The 17,112-nt window shown below is 55.7% G+C and carries 17 protein-coding genes; 3 read left to right on the top strand and 14 right to left on the bottom strand.

The features are described from left to right. Positions 1–284: 284 nt before the first annotated feature. Genes hemG through pepQ form a run of 4 tightly spaced genes read right to left on the bottom strand, consistent with a single transcriptional unit; the run spans position 285 to position 4,266 of the window. Positions 285–821 (bottom strand): menaquinone-dependent protoporphyrinogen IX dehydrogenase, encoded by a 537-nt coding sequence (gene hemG, locus PanJK_RS18205; protein WP_265301733.1) that lies wholly within the window; start codon positions 819–821, stop codon positions 285–287. Between the two features lie 17 nt (positions 822–838). After that, a complete protein-coding gene (gene trkH, locus PanJK_RS18200; RefSeq protein WP_265301731.1) occupies positions 839–2,290 on the bottom strand; it encodes a Trk system potassium transporter TrkH in 1,452 nt (483 codons plus the stop codon). A 27-nt stretch (positions 2,291–2,317) separates the two neighbouring features. After that, the gene (locus PanJK_RS18195; RefSeq protein ID WP_154194511.1) at positions 2,318–2,935 is read right to left on the bottom strand and encodes an IMPACT family protein; all 618 of its coding nucleotides are present in this window, start codon (positions 2,933–2,935) and stop codon (positions 2,318–2,320) included. Then, a complete protein-coding gene (gene pepQ / locus PanJK_RS18190) occupies positions 2,935–4,266 on the bottom strand; it encodes a Xaa-Pro dipeptidase (protein ID WP_265301727.1) in 1,332 nt (443 codons plus the stop codon). Before pepQ ends, PanJK_RS18195 begins: the two co-directional genes overlap by 1 nt. Before the next feature lie 186 nt (positions 4,267–4,452). On the opposite strand from pepQ, the gene fadB reads away from it, so the two are divergent. Both fadB and fadA read left to right on the top strand, forming a co-directional pair. After that, positions 4,453–6,636, top strand: a complete 2,184-nt coding sequence (gene fadB / locus PanJK_RS18185; RefSeq protein ID WP_265301725.1) for a fatty acid oxidation complex subunit alpha FadB — start codon at positions 4,453–4,455, stop codon at positions 6,634–6,636. Positions 6,637–6,646: 10 nt separating this feature from the next. Continuing rightward, complete coding sequence (fadA, locus tag PanJK_RS18180) at positions 6,647–7,810, top strand: acetyl-CoA C-acyltransferase FadA (RefSeq protein ID WP_222185727.1); 1,164 nt, start codon at positions 6,647–6,649, stop codon at positions 7,808–7,810. 55 nt (positions 7,811–7,865) lie between these two features. On the opposite strand, the gene fre is transcribed toward fadA, so the two are convergent. From fre to pepE, 3 genes are all read right to left on the bottom strand, one after another. After that, complete coding sequence (gene fre, locus PanJK_RS18175) at positions 7,866–8,567, bottom strand: NAD(P)H-flavin reductase (protein WP_256698075.1); 702 nt, start codon at positions 8,565–8,567, stop codon at positions 7,866–7,868. Positions 8,568–8,606: 39 nt separating this feature from the next. Beyond that, positions 8,607–10,091 carry a 4-hydroxy-3-polyprenylbenzoate decarboxylase gene (ubiD, locus tag PanJK_RS18170; RefSeq protein ID WP_265301722.1) on the bottom strand — a complete coding sequence of 495 codons (1,485 nt, stop codon included), beginning with the start codon at positions 10,089–10,091 and terminating at the stop codon, positions 8,607–8,609. Between the two features lie 73 nt (positions 10,092–10,164). Next, positions 10,165–10,896 (bottom strand): dipeptidase PepE, encoded by a 732-nt coding sequence (gene pepE, locus PanJK_RS18165; RefSeq protein ID WP_265301719.1) that lies wholly within the window; start codon positions 10,894–10,896, stop codon positions 10,165–10,167. 209 nt (positions 10,897–11,105) lie between these two features. Here pepE and rfaH point away from each other — a divergent pair, with 209 nt between their 5' ends. Next, positions 11,106–11,594 carry a transcription/translation regulatory transformer protein RfaH gene (rfaH, locus tag PanJK_RS18160; protein WP_008105818.1) on the top strand — a complete coding sequence of 163 codons (489 nt, stop codon included), beginning with the start codon at positions 11,106–11,108 and terminating at the stop codon, positions 11,592–11,594. Here the strand turns inward: rfaH and tatD are convergent. From tatD to ubiE, 7 genes are all read right to left on the bottom strand, one after another. Further along, complete coding sequence (gene tatD, locus PanJK_RS18155) at positions 11,591–12,373, bottom strand: 3'-5' ssDNA/RNA exonuclease TatD (RefSeq protein ID WP_256698072.1); 783 nt, start codon at positions 12,371–12,373, stop codon at positions 11,591–11,593. The two genes, rfaH and tatD, sit on opposite strands and share 4 nt — an antisense overlap. 60 nt (positions 12,374–12,433) lie before the next feature. Further along, on the bottom strand, positions 12,434–13,192 hold the full coding sequence (gene tatC / locus PanJK_RS18150) for a Sec-independent protein translocase subunit TatC (protein ID WP_008105814.1): 759 nt from the start codon (positions 13,190–13,192) through the stop codon (positions 12,434–12,436). Between the two features lie 2 nt (positions 13,193–13,194). After that, the gene (gene tatB / locus PanJK_RS18145) at positions 13,195–13,722 is read right to left on the bottom strand and encodes a Sec-independent protein translocase protein TatB (RefSeq protein ID WP_256698070.1); all 528 of its coding nucleotides are present in this window, start codon (positions 13,720–13,722) and stop codon (positions 13,195–13,197) included. A gap of 2 nt (positions 13,723–13,724) precedes the next feature. After that, a complete protein-coding gene (gene tatA, locus PanJK_RS18140) occupies positions 13,725–13,979 on the bottom strand; it encodes a Sec-independent protein translocase subunit TatA (protein ID WP_008105810.1) in 255 nt (84 codons plus the stop codon). A 110-nt stretch (positions 13,980–14,089) separates the two neighbouring features. Beyond that, entirely contained in the window at positions 14,090–15,727 is a 1,638-nt protein-coding gene (gene ubiB / locus PanJK_RS18135; RefSeq protein WP_265301714.1) for a ubiquinone biosynthesis regulatory protein kinase UbiB, read from the bottom strand. Next, positions 15,724–16,329, bottom strand: coding sequence for a ubiquinone biosynthesis protein UbiJ (gene ubiJ, locus PanJK_RS18130; RefSeq protein WP_265301712.1), 606 nt, complete (start codon positions 16,327–16,329; stop codon positions 15,724–15,726). The genes ubiB and ubiJ overlap by 4 nt, the downstream gene beginning before the upstream one ends. A 6-nt stretch (positions 16,330–16,335) precedes the next feature. Beyond that, positions 16,336–17,094, bottom strand: coding sequence for a bifunctional demethylmenaquinone methyltransferase/2-methoxy-6-polyprenyl-1,4-benzoquinol methylase UbiE (gene ubiE, locus PanJK_RS18125; RefSeq protein ID WP_008105805.1), 759 nt, complete (start codon positions 17,092–17,094; stop codon positions 16,336–16,338). Positions 17,095–17,112: the final 18 nt, after the last annotated feature.

Below are 17,112 nucleotides of genomic sequence, written 5' to 3'. Positions count from 1 at the left end.
CGAGTGCCCACACAGATTGTCTGATAAATTGTTAAAGAGCGTTGCGAGCAGCGGCTGAACCGTCTGTCGCGAGGTGGCGTATACTACGCTACTCTCCTTCGGAGTCAAACACTTTTTTCAGCGTTTTCATCCGGCGGGATGAATTTCTTCACTCCCTGCTGAGCCGTCTGCGTTGCCGCTTTGCCGTCTCAGTGGTGGCGCATTATAGGGAGTTATTCGGAGCTGACAAGGGTTTATTGCAAATAAATTACTGTTCGACCTAAATTTCGCCACAACGCTGTATTTCACAACGATTTGCCTGGTAACTGCGCAAAATCCTGGGCAAAAAGCGCCACTTTATTCCAATCAGTGTATTCCACTTCTTTCGATGCATCTGTTTCGCCGCCGGTCATACGCATAATGAATTGAATCATGACGCGATCAAACCAGCGATAACGCGGATAACGCAACGCGCCAGCGAAAACCGCACAGCAATCGGGTTGCCACGGTGACTGCTCCAGGAACTTGCGCGTATACGCATTGGTCTCTGGCGTGCACTTATCGGCTTTACGCGCCGTGAGGTTAACACTAAAGAAGCCGCTTACGCGCTGCTGCAGCTGTGCTCTGTGCTGCGTAACAAACTTAAGCAACGCCGGATTGAAATGACCGTAGCGGATCGAAGCACCAATCAGCACGCGATCGTACTGCAACCAATCAATCTGGTTTGCCTCCAGTAGATCGATCACGTCACACAGTTGATGCGGCACTAACGTCTGCGCAATGCGCGCGGCAATGTCACGGGTTTGCCCATCGTGGCTGGAATACAGAATCAACGCTTTCATTACTCAATCCTATTTTATTATTCGCGCCAGAAGGTCGGCGTGAACAGCACCAGCAGCGTGAACACTTCAAGGCGTCCAAACAGCATGGTCAAAATCAAAATCCACTTCGCGACATCATTCATTGAAGTGAAGTTGTCTGCCACGACACCCAAACCGGGCCCGAGGTTATTCAGAGTCGCGGCCACGGCAGCAAAAGCAGAGAAGTCATCCACGCCGGTGGCGATGATGGCCAGCATACTGAGCAGGAATACCAGCGCATAAGCTGAGAAGAAACCCCACACCGCTTCGAGGATACGTTCCGGCAACGCGCGGTTGCCCAGTTTGATGGTGTAAACCGCATTCGGGTGCACCAAACGCTTCAGCTCACGCGAACCCTGTTTGAACAGCAGCAGAATACGGATCACCTTCAAACCGCCACCCGTTGAACCCGCCATGCCGCCGATAAAGGCCGAACACAGCAGCAGCACCGGCAGGAACAGCGGCCAGCGTGCAATGCTGTCGGTGGTGAAACCGGCCGTGGTCGCCATCGAAACCACCTGGAAAAACGCTTGATTCAGCGTTTGCCAGCCGCTGGCGTACACATTGTGGAACCACAGCACGATGGTACAGATCAGCACTAAGGTCAGTTGTACGCCAATAAACATGCGAAATTCGGGATCGCGCCAATACACTTTCAGGTTGCGACCGCTTAATAAAGAGAAGTGCAGGCCGTAATTACAACCCGAGATCAGCAGAAATACCGCGACGATGGTATTGATGGTTGGGCTATTAAAATAGCCGATGCTGGCATCATGGGTTGAAAACCCGCCAATCGCGATAGTCGAGAAGCTATGGCCGATAGCATCAAACATCGGCATGCCTGCCAACCAGAGCGCCAACGCGCACGCCACGGTGAGCAACACATAGATCAGCCACAGCGTTTTCGCTGTTTCCGCAATACGCGGGCGCATCTTATTATCTTTCAGCGGCCCCGGCATTTCAGCGCGATAAAGCTGCATGCCACCCACGCCCAGAATGGGCAAAATCGCCACCGCCAGCACAATGATCCCCATGCCGCCGAGCCACTGCAGCATTTGCCGATAGAACAGAATCGCTTTCGGCAGCGTATCCAGCCCCACCAGCGTCGTGGCGCCGGTGGTAGTCAGGCCAGAGAAGGATTCAAAGAACGCATCGGTGATTGAAAGATGCGGCTGCTCGGCGAAGATAAACGGCATCGCACCGACGCTGCCCAGCACGGTCCAGAACAGCACCACGATGAGGAAGCCTTCGCGCGGCTTAAGTTCGCTTTTCTGCTTGCGGTTAGGCCACCACAGCAGCGAACCGATGACGATTGCCATCATAAAGGTCTGACTGAACGCGCGCCCGGCACCATCACGGTAAATCAAGGCGACGAGGCCCGGTAAAATCATGGTCACCGAGAACAGAATCACCAGCAGGCCCACGATGCGGGTAATGGCGCGAAAATGCATTCAGCCGTTTCCTTTAAACAGAAGCTTTTAGTTTGTCAGCGGGATGAGCGTCAGCGCGCCCCGGCTGTAATCAGAGAGGTTTTGGCGAAAGCCATCAATCTGCGCATGCGGCAACGCTAAACGCAGCGCAATACGATCCTGATAATGGCTCTCTTCAATAATGCCGTCAAAACGTTGCAGCAGGCGCTCGATGTCACTCAGTTGGGCGTACTCACATTGCAGGGTAAAAGATTCCATCGGCACTTTACGCTGACGCGCCAGTTGCTTCAGCCCTTGCTGCACGCCGCCGCCATATGCTTTTACCAGTCCGCCGGTGCCCAGCATAATGCCACCATAATAACGCACCACCACCGCAGTAATCTCACCGACACCGCTGCCCATCAACTGAGCCAGCATCGGTTTGCCGGCGGTGCCAGATGGTTCACCATCATCGGAGAAACCCAACTGTTGCGAATCATCCGGCGCGCCTGCCACCCACGCCCAGCAGTGATGCCGCGCGGTGGGATGTTCCTGTTTCACCTGCTGCACAAACGCGCGCGCCGCTTCCACGCCCGCCGTGTGCGCCAGCAAGGTGATGAAGCGGCTTTTCTTGATAGTTTCCTCGCTGAGACTCACGGCCTCAGCGGGAATGTCGTAAGCATCCATCAGGCAAGGTGCAGATCGCGCGTCATGTTTTCAATGCGATTAGTGTGAATCACCACGTTATCCTCGATACGAATACCGCCGTACGGTTTCAGTGCATCGATTGCCGCCCAGTCAAAGTATTGACTGAACTTGCCGCCGCGCAGCTTCGCCAGCAGCGAATCGATAATATAGAAGCCCGGTTCGATAGTCAGCACCATGCCAGGTTCCAGCACGCGCGTACAACGCAGATACGGATACTGCGACGGTGCCGCCAGATGCGTACCGTTGTCGTCCTGCATAAAGCCAGCCACATCGTGCACATGCAGGCCAAGCGGATGTCCAAGGCCATGCGGCATAAACGGACCGGTTAAATCTTCCGCCACCAGCGTCTCTTCGGTCAGGCCTTTCACCAGTTCGAACTTCAGCAGCAGACGCGCAATGCGCTGATGCATCTGCAGATGATAATCGGTATAGCGCACGCCAGCTTTCAAGGTAGCGATCAGCGCCAGCTCTTCCTTGTCCATCGCCGCAACCATTTCGGCATAGCGCGATTTGCTCTGCGCCGCATAGCTGCGCGTCAGGTCAGCGGCGTAACCGAGATACTCCGCACCGGCGTCAATCAGGAAGCTGTGACGTTTGGCCGGCGGTTGATGATCCAGTTTGGTGTAGTGCAGTACTGCGGCATGTTCATTCAGCGCGATAATGTTGCCGTAAGGCACATCGGTGTCGCGATGGCCGGTTGCGGTCAGATAGGCGATATTGATATCGAACTCGCTCATACCCGAGAAGAACGCCTCTTTGGCCGCGCGATGACCCGCCACCGCCAGCTTCTGCGCTTCACGCATACACGCCAGTTCGTACTCAGTTTTAATACTGCGATGATAATGCAGGAAATCGATCACACCTTTCGGGTTCACCTGCTCGCTGTTAATGCCGAGCTGTGAAGCACGTGATGGCACCGGACCGATATAGGCCACGTTTTCACGCTGTGCAGGCAGCAACTGCGCGATCTCATCGGCACTCTTCAGGCCAATCACGTCCACATCGTTGGTCCAGAAGCTGTTTGGCAGCGGCTCAACGTTGTGCCAGTAATCAACCGGCGAATAGAACCACAGCTTGGGTTTATTCACGCCATCAATCCATAACCAGCAGTTTGGCACCTGCGTCACCGGCACCCACGCTTTGAACTGGGGATTCACCTTAAACGGATAGTCGTGATCGTCGAGAAAAACGGTCAGCAGCTCGCCGGAATGAATCAGCATGGCATCAAGCTTAAAGCGAGCCAGCACCTGCTGCGCTCGCTGCTGCAGCGTATTGATGTGCGCGTGATACAGGGTTTTCAGTGAATCCATGGACTTGTCTCCAATGTCGCGAAAGTGGCCGCAGTGTAGCACAGCCGTGTAAGCGATGCCGTGCTGCACACGCTGTGATCGTTGTATCAAATAAGCAAACTCTCGTTTGCAAATAATTAACATCAGACTCACACTCCAACTCATCTGGTATGACCAGATCAACTTTCGCGGTTTCAGGAGACGGACATGCTCTACCAAGGCGATACCCTTTCAGTTCACTGGCTTGACGACGGCATCGCCGAGCTGGTTTTCGATGCGCCCGGTTCGGTGAACAAACTCGATACCAAAACCGTTGCCTCATTGGGCGAGGCATTAAGCGTGTTGGAACAGCAACCTGCGCTGCGCGGTCTGCTGCTCTCGTCGGCCAAACCGGCATTTATCGTCGGTGCTGACATCACAGAATTTCTGTCGCTGTTTGATGCGCCAGAAGAGAAGCTGAGTCAGTGGCTGGCGTTTGCCAACAGCATCTTCAATCGCTTAGAGGATTTGCCGGTGCCAACCGTGGCCGCCATTGATGGCTATGCGCTGGGCGGCGGCTGTGAATGCATACTGGCGACCGACTTCCGCGTTGCCACACCCACCGCACGCATCGGCCTGCCGGAAACCAAACTGGGCATCATGCCGGGCTTTGGCGGCAGCGTGCGTTTGCCGCGCCTGCTCGGTGCCGATAGCGCGATGGAAATCATCGCCGCCGGTAAAGATGTTGATGGCAACAGCGCCCTGAAACTCGGTTTGGTGGATGCGGTGGTCAGCAGCGACAAACTGCGTGCCGCCGCACTTACCGTTTTGCAGGACGCCATCGTGCAAGGCAACTGGCAGGCACGCCGCGCGCCGAAGCTGGCGCCGCTGAAACTCAGCCCGATTGAAGCCGCCATGAGCTTCACCATCGCCAAAAGCATGGTGCTGCAAACCGCAGGCAAACACTATCCGGCACCGATTACCGCCGTGAAAACCATTGAAGCTGCCGCCAGCCTCGGACGTGATGATGCGCTGAAGCTGGAAACCGCTGCTTTTGTACCATTGGCGCAGAGCGATGTGGCGCGTGCGCTGGTCGGCATCTTCCTGAACGATCAGTACGTCAAAGGCCTGGCGAAGAAGCACAGCAGCGCAGCCGGTGCGCCGCAGCAAGCTGCAGTGTTGGGCGCAGGGATTATGGGCGGCGGCATTGCTTATCAATCGGCATGGAAAGGCGTGCCGGTGATGATGAAAGATATCAATCCGCAGGCGTTAACGCTGGGTATGACCGAAGCCAGCAAGCTGCTGAACAAACAGCTGGAGCGCGGCAAAATTGACGGCGCCAAACTGGCCAGCGTACTCACCACCATTCAGCCGACGCTGGATTACGCCGGATTCGAACGCACCGACGTAGTGGTGGAAGCGGTAGTGGAAAATCCGCAGATCAAAGCCAAAGTGCTGGCAGAAACCGAACAGCATCTGCGCGAGGACGCCATTCTCGCCTCCAACACTTCAACCATTCCGATTAGCCAGCTGGCGCAAGCCTTAAAACGTCCAGAAAATTTCTGCGGCATGCACTTCTTCAATCCGGTGCCGCGTATGCCGCTGGTCGAAGTGATTCGCGGTGTGAAAACTTCAGAAGCGACTCTCAGCAAAGTGGTGGCCTGGGCGAGCAAAATGGGCAAGACGCCGATTGTGGTGAATGACTGTCCCGGCTTCTTTGTGAATCGCGTGCTGTTCCCCTACTTCGCCGCTTTCAGCCTGCTATTGCGCGACGGCGCGGATTTCCGTCAGGTCGATAAAGTGATGGAAAAACAGTTCGGCTGGCCGATGGGCCCAGCGTGGCTGCTGGATGTGGTTGGCATTGATACCGCGCATCACGCTCAGCAAGTGATGGCGCAAGGCTTCCCGTCACGCATGCAGAAAGATTATCGCGACGCGATCGACGTGCTGTTCGAAGCCAAACGTTACGGCCAGAAAAACGGTCAGGGCTTTTACCGCTGGGAGCAGGATAAAAAAGGCAAAGCGCAGAAGAAAGCCGATGCAGCTGTCGATGCGCTGCTGGAACCTATTTGCCAGCCTAAGCGCGTGTTCAGCGATGACGAGATCGCCAACCGCATGATGCTGCCGATGCTCAACGAAGTGGTGCGCTGCCTCGAAGAGAAGATCATCGCTTCACCGGCCGAAGCCGATATGGCGCTGGTGTACGGCTTAGGCTTCCCACCGTTCCGTGGCGGCGCGTTCCGCTACATGGATACGCTGGGCAACAGCAACGTGGTCGATCAGGCCAAACGTTATACCGCGCTCGGCCCGCTTTACGCGCTGCCGGAGCTGCTGTTGCAAAAAGCCCATCAGCATCAGAGCTGGTATCCCGCGGTGCAACCAATTGACGAAGCGGCGCTGCAAAGTGCCTGAGGTAATGAAAATGGAAAAAGTAGTCATTGTTGATGCGGTCCGCACGCCGATGGGACGCTCCAAAGGCGGTGCGTTTCGCCAGGTGCGCGCAGAAGATCTCTCGGCGCATTTGATGCGCGAGCTGCTGAGCCGCAATCCGGCGGTCGATCCCGCCACGCTGGACGACATTATCTGGGGCTGCGTGCAGCAGACGCTGGAGCAAGGCTTCAACATTGCACGTAACGCCGCGCTGCTGGCCGAGATCCCGCATCGCGTGCCTGCCAGCACTGTCAACCGCCTGTGCGGTTCGTCGATGCAGGCGCTGCACGACGCGGCGCGTGCCATTATGGTTGGCGATGCACATAGCTGCCTGATTGGCGGCGTCGAACATATGGGCCACGTGCCAATGAGCCACGGTGTGGATTTCCATCCGGGCCTGGGTCGCACGGTGGCGAAAGCGGCAGGCATGATGGGGTTAACCGCCGAGATGCTGGCGCGCATGCATCACATCACGCGTGAGCAGCAGGATGCTTTCGCATTGCGTTCACACCAGCGCGCCTGGGCGGCAACCCAGCGCGGCGATTTCAAGCGTGAGATTGTGGCGACCTACGGCCACGACGCCGACGGCGTGTTGAAACGTTTCGAGAGCGACGAAGTGATTCGTGAAGAGACCAGCCTCGAAGGATTGGCTGCGCTGCGCCCGGCATTCGATCCGGTCAACGGCACCGTGACCGCAGGCAGCTCCTCCGCGCTCTCCGACGGCGCAGCGGCAATGTTGATCATGAGCGAAAGCCGCGCACGCGAACTCGGTCTGACGCCGCGCGCGCGCATTCGTAGCATGGCGGTGGTTGGCTGCGATCCGTCGATTATGGGTTACGGTCCGGTTCCCGCCAGCAAACTGGCGCTCAAGCGTGCCGGATTGAGCGTGCAGGATATCGACTTGTTCGAGTTCAACGAGGCTTTTGCTGCACAGGCGCTGCCGTGCATCAAGGATATGGGCTTGCTGGAACAGCTGGATGAGAAAGTGAATTTGAATGGCGGCGCGATTGCGCTCGGTCATCCGCTGGGATGTTCCGGCGCGCGTATCAGTACCACGCTGCTGAATCTGATGGAGCGTCGCGATGCGCAATTTGGTCTGGCGACCATGTGCATTGGCTTAGGCCAGGGCATCGCCACAGTGTTCGAACGGGTTTAATACGTTAATGTTGCACGTGTTCCCGCCCTTTCGGGCGGGTTTTTTATGGCGGCCATCAGATAAACGCAAACGCATCGCCGAACATCTGCGCTTCCAGCGCGCCGCGCTCAGCACAGAAACGCTCACGCGCGATCTTCGCCATCTCAAAACGACCGGCAATATAGATATCGTGCTCGCTGAGCGATGCGAAATCCTGCATCACCGCCGTCAGCACCGTGCCGCTGCGCCCGGTCCAGTCATCTGCCGGTTGTTCCACTACCGGGATCACTTTCAGGTTCGGATGCTTCACCGCCAGCGCATTCAGCTCATCCAGATCGTACAGATGCATCAGCTCACGGCCGCCCCAGTAAATCGCAATCTCGCGATCGGGTTTCTGTGCCAGCGCGGTCAGCAGAATAGAGCGCGCATAGGAGAAGCCGGTGCCGCCCGCAATCAGAATGATCGGACGATCGCTATCTTCACGCAGCCAGGCATCGCCGTGCGGCATATCGACGGTTATCTGGCGATCGTTCTTGATGCGGTCCATCACCGCCATCGCGTAGAGATTGAGATCCGATGCGCCGATGTGCAGCTCAATGATGTCCTTTTCCATTGGCGTAGAAGCCAGGGAAAACGGGCGCTTATCGCGCTCATCCATCACCACCATCAAATACTGTCCTGCGCGGAAGTTAAAATCCGCCGCCGGAATTAAACGAACGCGGTAAACCGTGTCCGTAATCGCTTCAACCGAAGTCACTTTGCAGCTTAACGTTGTCATGCGTTCCCTTTTTCTTCGGATCTAATTGGTCTGCCGCCGTTAGCGCTGCGGCGGCTCGGCAAAGATAGCTAACTCATCCCAAATGGCGTCAATGCGCGCGGTCACCGCCGGATCTTTCACAATCGGCGTGCCCCACTCGCGCGTGGTTTCGCCCGGCCACTTATTGGTCGCATCCATTCCCATCTTCGAGCCTAAGCCGGAAACTGGCGAGGCGAAGTCGAGATAATCGATCGGCGTGTTCTCAACCAGCACGGTATCACGCGCCGGATCCATACGCGTGGTAATCGCCCAAATCACATCATTCCAGTCGCGCGCGTTGACGTCGTCATCACACACAATCACGAACTTGGTATACATGAACTGACGCAGGAACGACCACACGCCGAACATCACACGCTTGGCGTGACCCGCGTACTGTTTCTTGATCGTCACGACCGCGAGGCGATAAGAACAGCCTTCCGGCGGCAGATAGAAATCTACAATCTCCGGAAACTGCTTAATCAGAATCGGCACCAGCACTTCATTGAGCGCCACGCCCAGCACCGCCGGTTCATCCGGTGGACGTCCGGTGTAGGTTGAATGATAAATCGGGTTGCGACGTTGCGTTACGTGCGTCACGGTAAACACCGGGAAGCTGTCTACTTCATTGTAGTAGCCTGTGTGGTCGCCGTACGGACCTTCCGGCGCGACATCGCCCGGCTCGATATAACCTTCCAGCACGATTTCCGCGCTGGCCGGCACTTCGAGTTCGTTCGAAATACACTTCACCACTTCGGTTTTGTTACCGCGCAGTAAACCGGCAAAGGCATATTCGGACAAGGTATCTGGCACCGGCGTCACCGCGCCGAGAATGGTAGCAGGATCGGCACCCAGCGCCACCGACACCGGGAAACGTTCGCCCGGATGTGCTTTACACCACTCCTGGAAATCCAGCGCGCCGCCGCGATGCGACAGCCAGCGCATAATCACGCGGTTCTTGCCGATCACCTGCTGGCGATAGATACCCAGATTTTGTCGCTCTTTATGCGGGCCGCGCGTAACGGTTAATCCCCACGTAATCAGCGGCGCAGCATCGCCCGGCCAGCATTTCATCACCGGGATGCGCGACAGATCGACTTCATCGCCGCTGAAAATCTCTTCCTGGCACGGCGCATTGCGCAGGCGCTTAGTCGGCATGTTCAGCACTTGCTTGAATTGCGGCATCTTATCGAACAGATCGCGGAAGCCTTTTGGCGGTTCCGGCTCTTTCAGGAACGCCAGCAGCTTGCCGACTTCGCGCAGCGCACTGACCTCTTCCTGGCCCATGCCCATCGCCACGCGTTTCGGTGTGCCAAACAGATTACACAGCACCGGCATGTCGTAGCCTTTCGGGTTTTCGAACAGCAGTGCCGGGCCGCCGGCGCGCAGCGTGCGATCGGCAATTTCAGTCATCTCTAACTCAGGATCGATCTCCTGAGTGATGCGCTTTAACTCGCCACGCTGTTCCAGCAATGCGAGGAAGTCTCGTAAATCCTGATATTTCATGCGGCTTTAGCTTTCCGGCCAGAGTGAAGCGCCATTATAGGGGCGTTTCACGCTGACATGTTGAGGTTTTGCGTCAGGCAGGCTGACAGGAAAACGGCACCAGCGACTGAATCGCCAATACATCGTGATACGCAGCAATCGGCTCGCCGTGGCGGAACACTTTGAAGTCTTCGCCGCGAGCGCTGTAGTAACGCAGGCGATTCTCGCTCACGTGCAGGAAGCTGGCTTCGCGCAGCGCAATCACCGATTCATGCGGATTAACGGTACAGAACTCGGCCAAACGTTCGTCACGCGTTTCACCCATATGGCCGCTGACGTGCGCATCAAGATAATGCGGATTAATCTGCACCGGGAACAGCCCAAGCGCGGGCAACACTACGCTGCTGCGCACCGGCATGTCATTGGTGGTGCGAATGGAAGGCGTTGCCACATTGCAACCGGCGCTCCAGCCAACGTACGGTACATCACGCTCGCGCACCGCGCGTTGGATGGCAACGATCAAGCCGTGCTCATGCAGCATTTGGTTGAGGAACCAGGTATTTCCGCCGCTCACCAGAATCAGCTCAGCGTGTTCAATCGCCGCAACGGGCGAGGCAAACTCGTGCACGGTGCGCACGTCAATGCCTAACGACGCGGATAAATCCTGCGCGCGCTGCGCATGATCGCCACGAATAATCGCGTACGGCACCAGCACCGCCGAGGTGATGCCGCGCTGGGCGATCATCGCGTGCAGCTGCGGGTGGGCGTAACCTAACAGCGGCGCATCGTCAGCCACTTTGCCGTTACTTAACAGGAACAGTTCCATCAGCCACTCCTTTTCAATCGAAAGATGGGGATGGAGTCTGATACAGATGGTCGTCAGCCGTCAATTTTCTTGCAAGAAAGCGTAAATAAGCCGCATCAATCGGATAAATCGTAGTGAAATTGTTTTCAGCACCCGGTTTCCACCCGCCGATGCGCTATAACTCTGACAACTGATTTGATATTCTTAGCGTCCATTATTTGGGAGCGATTATGGAATCCTGGTACTTACTCTATTGCAAACGTGGACAACTGTTGCGCGCGAAAGAGCATCTTGAGCGGCAAGAGGTGAATTGCCTCAGCCCAATGATCGCTCTGGAGAAGATTGTGCGCGGCAAACGCACCACCGTGAGTGAGCCGCTGTTCCCTAACTATCTGTTTATCGAGTTCGATCCCGAAGCGATTCACACTACCACCATCAGCAGCACGCGCGGCGTCAGCCACTTCGTGCGCTTTGGCACCATGCCGGCCACCGTATCGCATGATGTGATCGAAGCGCTGCAAACTGATGCACCGCAGATCGTATTGGATCCGGAAACCCCGCAGAGCGGTGATGAAGTGATCATCACCGATGGCACTTTCGAAGGGCTGCGCGCCATTTTTGCCGAGCCGGATGGTGAAACGCGCTCCGTTCTGCTGCTCAACATGCTGAACAAACAGGTGATGCGCAGCGTGGATAACAAGCAGTTCCGCAAACTCTAAGCGAGTTTGAACAGCTGACGCGCGTTGAGATTTACCTGCGCGCCTAGCGCTTCTGCTTCTTCGCCACGCCAGTTCGCCACCTGCTGCACAATATGCGGCAGGAAGCACGGCTCATTGCGGCGTGAAGTGGGACGTGGATGCATATCGCGCGGCAGTAAATACGGTGCGTCGGTTTCCAGTAACAGGCGCTCAGCCGGAATCAGCGGCAGCAATTCACGCAGTTCCATACCGCGACGCTCATCGCACACCCAGCCGGTAATGCCCACCGACAATCCCAGCGCCAGACACGCTTGCAGTTCATCACGCGTACCGGTAAAGCAGTGAACGACAGCGCCTACCAATTTGGGCAGCCACGGCTCAAGCACCGCGACAAAACGATCGTGCGCCTCTCGGCAATGCAGAAACACCGGCAATTGCAGCTCAGCGGCCAACGCCAGCTGCGCATCGAAAGCGTATTCCTGCTGATCGTGGGCCGAGAGATTGCGATTGAAATCCAGGCCACATTCGCCAATTGCGACCACCTGCTCGCTTTCCGCCAGGCGACGTAAGGTATTCGCGGTTTCCGCCGACCATTCACTGGCATGGTGAGGATGGACGCCAGCGGTTGACCAGCAATATCCTGCATGTTGCGTAGCCAGTTGGCGCGCTTGCTGGCTCTCTAATGCATTGGTGCCGGTAATTAACAGGCCGGTGACGCCTGCTTCGCGCGCACGTTTTACCACCTGATCGCGATCTTTTGCGAATTGCGTGCTGGTCAGGTTTACACCGATATCAAACATGTTTTCTCCCCAATAAAAAACCGCCCAACGGGGCGGTTTAGATGCATCTTACCGAAGACATCAGGATTCGGTGTTGTGTTCCTCATCCGAAGACTGACGTCCTTTACCCACATAGTAGCGGGAGAAGAATACGCCGACTTCAAACAGGCAGTACATCGGAATAGCGAGCAAAGTTTGCGAGAAAACATCCGGCGGTGTGAGCAACATCCCAACCACGAACGCGCCAACCAACATATAAGGACGTTTCTTCTTCAAATCTTCGGGTGACGTAATGCCGGTCCAGCACAGCAGCACAATCGCAATCGGCACCTCAAACGCCACGCCAAACGCCATAAAAATCGTCATGACGAAGTCGAGGTAGTTGGTGATATCCGTTGCGATGGTCACACCTTGCGGCGCGGTTTTGGCGAAAAAGCCAAACGCCAGCGGGAACACGATGAAATAGGCAAACGCCACGCCGACGTAAAACAGCAGCGTACTGGAGAACAGCAACGGCATCACCAGTTTGCGCTCGTGGCGATAGAGCGCAGGCGCCACAAACGCCCACACCTGATACAAAATCACCGGCACGGCCAGAAACACCGAAACAATAATGGTGAGTTTGATCGGCGTGAAGAACGGCGATGCCACGTCGGTGGCGATCATGCTCGCACCGGCTGGCATCTGGCTAATCAGCGGTGCCGCGACCAGATGGTAGATATCATTCGCGAAATAGACCAGACACAAAAAGATGACTAAAACAGCGATGATGCAATTCAACAAACGCTTGCGCAGCTCAATCAAATGGCTAATGAGCGGTTGGGTATCTTCAACGGCCATGTTTATCGTTCATCTTTTACGAGAGAAATCTTCGCGGTGCTTTCAGGAGCACTGGCGACGGGATGGGTTTCTGCTTCTGAAGCGATGTTGTCTGGCTGCGGAGCCTGTGCGGGTGCACTGGTTTGATGTTCCGCTGAGGCAGGCGTGACCGCAGGTGAAGTGCCGGGCTGCGCTGCTGCTGGCTGAGTCTGATGAATGGTGTTGGCTTCATCTTCCTCTTTTTCGACATCGATACTCTGCTGCACCGAACGCTTCATCGAGTCGGCGGTTTTACGCAGTTCTTCCATCGACTCTTTCAGCTCGGGTGATAGCGTGCCACGGCCCGCTTCTTCCACCTTTTTCAGGCTGTCCTGCAATTCCTGCAGTTTCAGCTCTTGCGCCAGTTCGTTTTGTACATTCGCGGCCAGCGAGCGAATGGCTCTGATCCAGCCGACGACGGTTTTCACCGCAACCGGTAATCGTTGCGGGCCAAGCACAATCAACCCGATCACGAACACCAATACCAGTTCACTAAAACCAATGTCGAACACAGTTATACCTGCTTGTCGTTCCGGGCGTCGTCTTTAGTCGCCGTGGTTTGCTGTTTGTCTGCCAGAGTTTTGGCGTTGAAGTCAGCGTCCTGCTCTTTCGGTTGATCCTTTTTATCGTCTTCATCGCCCATGGCTTTTTTGAAGCCGCGAATGGAAGATCCTAAATCCGAACCCAGGTTGCGAAGCTTGTTGGTACCGAACAGAAGAACAACAATGACGGCAATGATTAACAATTGCCAAATACTGATACCGCCCATGAGATATGCCTCTAATATTCTGTGAAAAACTGTTGACTGTAACGCACAGAAAGCCCGTATGATTTCGGGCTTTAGCTTGCGACATTACGCGATTTGTACCAGGCAGACAATCAGTTTGTCTTGCGCCAGCCAATAAGCCAGGTGACGATGCCAGTGGCCATTAATAGCGCCGGGAAGAAATCCCAATCCGGTCGACTTAACAGCACGGCGGTGCCACTTAATAACAGTGTAGCGCCTACACCAAACAGATAGCGCGCCTGATGATTGCGTGTTCGCTGTACGTTTAAATCGGTGACGAGTTTATCGACACTGTGCTTCAATAATTTGTGCTGGCGCATGCTGTCGTAAAATAGCTCCGGCAACTCCGGCAGTTTTTCCGCCCAGTACGGTGCTTTCTCTTTCACCGCCCGCATAATCGCCGGGATACCAATCTGATCTTTGATCCAATCTTCGAGGAACGGCTTGGCGGTTTTCCACAGGTCGAGCTGCGGATAGAGTTGGCGACCAATCCCTTCAATGTACAACAGCGTCTTTTGCAGCAGCACCAATTGCGGCTGCACCTCCATATTGAAGCGACGCGCGGTGTTGAACAGGTTCAGCAGCACGTGACCAAACGAAATTTCAGCCAGCGGCTTTTCGAAAATCGGCTCACACACGGTGCGAATGGCAAACTCAAAGTCTTCAACGTTGGTATCGGGCGGCACCCAGCCCGAATCCACATGCAGCTCGGCCACTTTGCGGTAATCGCGGTTGAAGAAGGCGATAAAGTTCTCAGCGAGGTAGCGCTTATCTTCTTTATTCAGCGAACCGACGATACCGCAGTCGATGCCGATGTATTGCGGATCTTCCGGGTGATCGTAGCTGACGAAGATATTGCCGGGATGCATATCGGCATGGAAGAAGCTGTCGCGGAACACCTGCGTGAAGAACACCTGCACACCGCGCTCGGCCAGCAGTTTCATATTGACGCCATGCTGCTCCAGCGTGGCGATATCCGAAATAGGAATGCCGTAAATGCGCTCCATCACCATCATCGACTCGCTGCAATAATCCGAGAACACTTCCGGCACATACAGCATGCGGCTCTGGTCAAAGTTACGACGCAGCTGGATGGCGTTCGCCGCTTCACGCAGCAGATTCAGCTCATCGATTAAGGTCTTTTCGTAATCACGCACCACTTCCACCGGACGCAGACGACGACCATCCGGCAACAAACGCGGCACCCAACGCGCCAGACGGTAAATCAATCGCATATCGGCTCTGATTACCGGCAGGATGTCGGGACGTATCACTTTGATCACCACCGCGCGGCCGTTGGATTTCAGCGTCGCGGTATGCACCTGCGCGATCGAAGCTGAAGCCAGCGGTTTGATATCGAAGTCTTCAAACCAGGTTTCCACCGGGCCGCCAATCGACTTTTCAATCTGTTCTTTGGCTTTCACGCCATCAAATGGCGCAACGCGGTCCTGCAGCACCGCCAGTTCATCGGCAATCGCGGGTGGGAACAAATCGCGACGCGTAGAGAGCATTTGACCGAATTTGATCCATACCGGGCCCAACTGCTCCATCGCTAAACGGATGCGCACGCCGGCGGAAGCGTCTTTATGTTGGTTAGGGATCCAGAAAATACAGCGCCGCCACAAGCGTAAAAGCAGTGTGAAGCGCATGCGGGGAATCAGTTCATCAAGGCCGTAAGTCAGAAAGATCTTGATGATGAAGTATAAGCGCCGAATTTCTCCCAACGTCATTTCGCCTCCAGCTGTGCTAAACGCGTTTCAAACGCATTGAGCGAACGTTCCATCGCTTCCACTTCCTCGCAAAACCATGCCAGCTCCAGTGCGCCCGGCGCGACACGCCACTCTTCCGTCAGCACCTGGCCAAGATAATCCTGGCGGCGGGTAAACTGCTGCTGCACGAATTTCAGCGCCTGCTGCGCGGCCTGACTTACACCTTGCGCGGCGATATCGCCCATCCAAGGCGCGAGGTATTCCGCCGGATCCAGCTCGGCAAGATCCATCAGCGCGGAGAATTGCTGTACCACCTGCAAATCGCCGTCCACCTCCAGTTCACCGCTACGAATCAAGCTGGTGAGCTGCTGGCGATCGCGCAGTTTCGGCAAGGTACTGACACGCAAACTCACCGTGCAGTCGCTGTTGTCCTGCCAATCACTCAGCACATCGAGTTGCGATTCGCTAAACACCAGTACCAAAGGAAAATCGAGCTCTTGCAGACGCAGCATCAATACTTTGCCCGCCAGACGCTGGCGTGCGGCTTTCAGGCTGCGATCGCGATAGAGAACACGGTTCAGGGCGGTCTCAAGACCGCCGGTGATGAGAGGAGTTAAAGTCATGATGGATTAGAATTTAAATCCGCGATGCAGCGCGACAATACCGCCCGTCATGTTGAAGTAGGTGGTATTTTCAAAGCCCGCGTCGTTCATCATCGCTTTCAGGGTTTCCTGATCGGGATGCATACGAATCGACTCCGCCAGATAGCGATAGCTTTCAGCGTCTTGCGCCACTAGCTGGCCAATACGCGGCAGTATGTGGAATGAATAGGTATCATAAGCTTTGCTGAGCGGCTCCAGCAGCGGCTTCGAAAACTCCAGCACCAGCAGACGTCCACCCGGTTTCAGCACGCGGAACATCGACGCCAGCGCTTTCTCTTTTTCGGTCACGTTACGCAAGCCGAAGGAGATGGTGATGCAATCGAAATAGTTATCCGGGAATGGCAGCGCTTCGGCGTTGGCCTGCACATAGCTAACGTTGCCCGATACGCCGAGATTACGCAGCTTTTCGCGGCCCATTTTCAGCATCGAGCTGTTGATGTCTGCCAGCACAACCTGGCCGGTCTCGCCCACCAGACGTGAGAATTTTGCCGTCAGATCGCCGGTACCACCCGCCAGATCCAACACGCGTTGACCGCGGCGCACGCCGCTGCTGTCAATGGTAAAACGCTTCCAGACACGATGGATGCCAAACGACATCAAATCGTTCATCAGGTCATATTTTGCCGCAACGGAGTGAAACACGTCCGCGACTTTATCGGCCTTTTCGCTTTTCGCGACGGTCTGGAAGCCAAAATGGGTAGTTTCCTGCTGTGATTCATCTGCCATCGGTTTTACCTGTTCCAC

It is taken from the genome of Pantoea sp. JK, assembly GCF_026130245.1.
Taxonomy (GTDB): Bacteria; Pseudomonadota; Gammaproteobacteria; order Enterobacterales; family Enterobacteriaceae; genus Pantoea; species Pantoea trifolii.
Note: the sequence above shows the minus strand (reverse complement) of the source record. Positions and strands in the feature narration are given on the sequence as shown.

Excerpts from the sequence above, each read along its gene's own strand:
- ubiD (WP_265301722.1), bottom strand. The coding sequence starts at position 10,091 with ATGAAATATCAGGATTTACGAGACTTCCTCGCATTGCTGGAACAGCGT.
- ubiE (WP_008105805.1), bottom strand. The coding sequence starts at position 17,094 with ATGGCAGATGAATCACAGCAGGAAACTACCCATTTTGGCTTCCAGACC.
- ubiB (WP_265301714.1), bottom strand. The coding sequence starts at position 15,727 with ATGACGTTGGGAGAAATTCGGCGCTTATACTTCATCATCAAGATCTTT.
- ubiJ (WP_265301712.1), bottom strand. The coding sequence starts at position 16,329 with ATGACTTTAACTCCTCTCATCACCGGCGGTCTTGAGACCGCCCTGAAC.
- rfaH (WP_008105818.1), top strand. The coding sequence starts at position 11,106 with ATGGAATCCTGGTACTTACTCTATTGCAAACGTGGACAACTGTTGCGC.
- fadB (WP_265301725.1), top strand. The coding sequence starts at position 4,453 with ATGCTCTACCAAGGCGATACCCTTTCAGTTCACTGGCTTGACGACGGC.
- fadA (WP_222185727.1), top strand. The coding sequence starts at position 6,647 with ATGGAAAAAGTAGTCATTGTTGATGCGGTCCGCACGCCGATGGGACGC.
- pepQ (WP_265301727.1), bottom strand. The coding sequence starts at position 4,266 with ATGGATTCACTGAAAACCCTGTATCACGCGCACATCAATACGCTGCAG.
- tatD (WP_256698072.1), bottom strand. The coding sequence starts at position 12,373 with ATGTTTGATATCGGTGTAAACCTGACCAGCACGCAATTCGCAAAAGAT.
- fre (WP_256698075.1), bottom strand. The coding sequence starts at position 8,567 with ATGACAACGTTAAGCTGCAAAGTGACTTCGGTTGAAGCGATTACGGAC.
- PanJK_RS18195 (WP_154194511.1), bottom strand. The coding sequence starts at position 2,935 with ATGGATGCTTACGACATTCCCGCTGAGGCCGTGAGTCTCAGCGAGGAA.
- tatC (WP_008105814.1), bottom strand. The coding sequence starts at position 13,192 with ATGGCCGTTGAAGATACCCAACCGCTCATTAGCCATTTGATTGAGCTG.
- trkH (WP_265301731.1), bottom strand. The coding sequence starts at position 2,290 with ATGCATTTTCGCGCCATTACCCGCATCGTGGGCCTGCTGGTGATTCTG.
- hemG (WP_265301733.1), bottom strand. The coding sequence starts at position 821 with ATGAAAGCGTTGATTCTGTATTCCAGCCACGATGGGCAAACCCGTGAC.
- tatA (WP_008105810.1), bottom strand. The coding sequence starts at position 13,979 with ATGGGCGGTATCAGTATTTGGCAATTGTTAATCATTGCCGTCATTGTT.
- pepE (WP_265301719.1), bottom strand. The coding sequence starts at position 10,896 with ATGGAACTGTTCCTGTTAAGTAACGGCAAAGTGGCTGACGATGCGCCG.